The 1484-nt window shown below is 73.5% G+C and carries 1 protein-coding gene; it reads left to right on the top strand.

Features of this window, described 5'->3' with window-relative positions:
• The first annotated feature begins 102 nt into the window (after window positions 1-102).
• Window positions 103-1467: a phosphoglucosamine mutase gene (glmM, locus tag ACFU7Y_RS43905; RefSeq protein ID WP_224273934.1), complete on the top strand. Its 1365-nt coding sequence runs from the start codon at window positions 103-105 to the stop codon at window positions 1465-1467.
• Window positions 1468-1484 lie beyond the last annotated feature (17 nt).

The raw sequence follows: 1484 nt of genomic DNA, 5'->3' as shown, positions 1-1484 counted from the left end.
GGGGAGTACCCCGTGTACTCCGGGGCGACGTGTTCCCCGGCTATGGTGCGGCGGCCGGGATCATCGGTTGGGTTCCGAGCAGTGGTGATGGAGGACGGGACAGTGGGACGACTCTTCGGTACGGACGGCGTACGCGGGGTGGCCAACGAGGGCCTGACGGCGGAGCTGGCGCTCGGCCTGTCGGTCGCGGCGGCCCATGTGCTCGGCGAGGCCGGAGCCTTCGACGGCCACCGGCCGGTCGCGGTGGTCGGCCGTGACCCGCGTGCCTCGGGCGAGTTCCTGGAGGCCGCCGTCATCGCCGGTCTGGCGAGCGCCGGCGTCGACGTCCTGCGGGTCGGCGTCCTGCCCACCCCGGCCGTGGCGTACCTCACCGGCGCGCTCGGCGCCGACTTCGGCGTGATGCTGTCCGCCAGCCACAACGCCATGCCGGACAACGGCATCAAGTTCCTCGCCCGCGGCGGCCACAAGCTGGACGACCGGATCGAGGACGCGATCGAGGCCCACTACCGCAAGCACACGCTCGGCGACGAGGACTGGAACCGTCCGACCGGCGCGGCCGTCGGCCGGGTGCGCGAGTACACCGAGGGCTTCGACAGGTACGTCGCCCACCTGATCGGCGTGCTGCCCAACCGCCTGGACGGCATCAAGGTCGTCATCGACGGCGCCCACGGCGCGGCCGCCTACGTCGCCCCCGAGGCCTTCGCCCGGGCCGGCGCCGAGGTGGTCCACACCCTGGGGGCCGAGCCCACCGGCCTCAACATCAACGACGGCGTCGGCTCCACCCACCTGGACCGGCTGCGCGCCGCGATGAAGGAGCACCGGGCGGACCTGGGCATCGCCCTGGACGGCGACGCCGACCGCTGCCTGGCCGCCGACGCCGAGGGCAACGAGGTGGACGGCGACCAGATCATCGCCATCCTCGCGGTCGCCATGAAGGAGGCCGGCACCCTGCGCCGCAACACCGTGGTGGCCACCGTGATGTCCAACCTCGGCTTCAAGCTGGCGATGGAGCGCGAGGGCGTCGAGCTGGTGGAGACCGCCGTCGGCGACCGCTACGTGCTGGAGGCGATGAAGGAGCACGGCTTCGCGCTGGGCGGCGAGCAGTCCGGCCACGTGATCCTGCTGGACCACGCCACCACCGGTGACGGCACCCTGACCGGCCTGATGCTGGGCGCCCGGCTGGCCGCCACCAAGCAGCCGCTGGCCGACCTGGCCGCCGTGATGACCCGGCTGCCGCAGGTGCTGATCAACGTCAAGGGCGTCGACAAGTCCCGGGTGAGGACCAGCACCGAGCTGGCCGCCGCGGTCGCCGCGGCCGAGGCCGAGCTGGGCTCCACCGGCCGGGTGCTGCTGCGCCCGTCGGGCACCGAGCCGCTGGTCCGGGTGATGGTCGAGGCCGCCGACCCGGCGCAGGCCGAGACGGTCGCCCAGCGGCTGGCCGAGGCGGTGCGCACCCACCTGGGCTGAGCCCCGGACACGTCCAA

The sequence above is a fragment of the Kitasatospora sp. NPDC057542 genome, from assembly GCF_042801945.1.
Classification (GTDB): Bacteria; Actinomycetota; Actinomycetes; order Streptomycetales; family Streptomycetaceae; genus Kitasatospora.
This window is presented reverse-complemented; position numbering and strand designations above follow the sequence as displayed.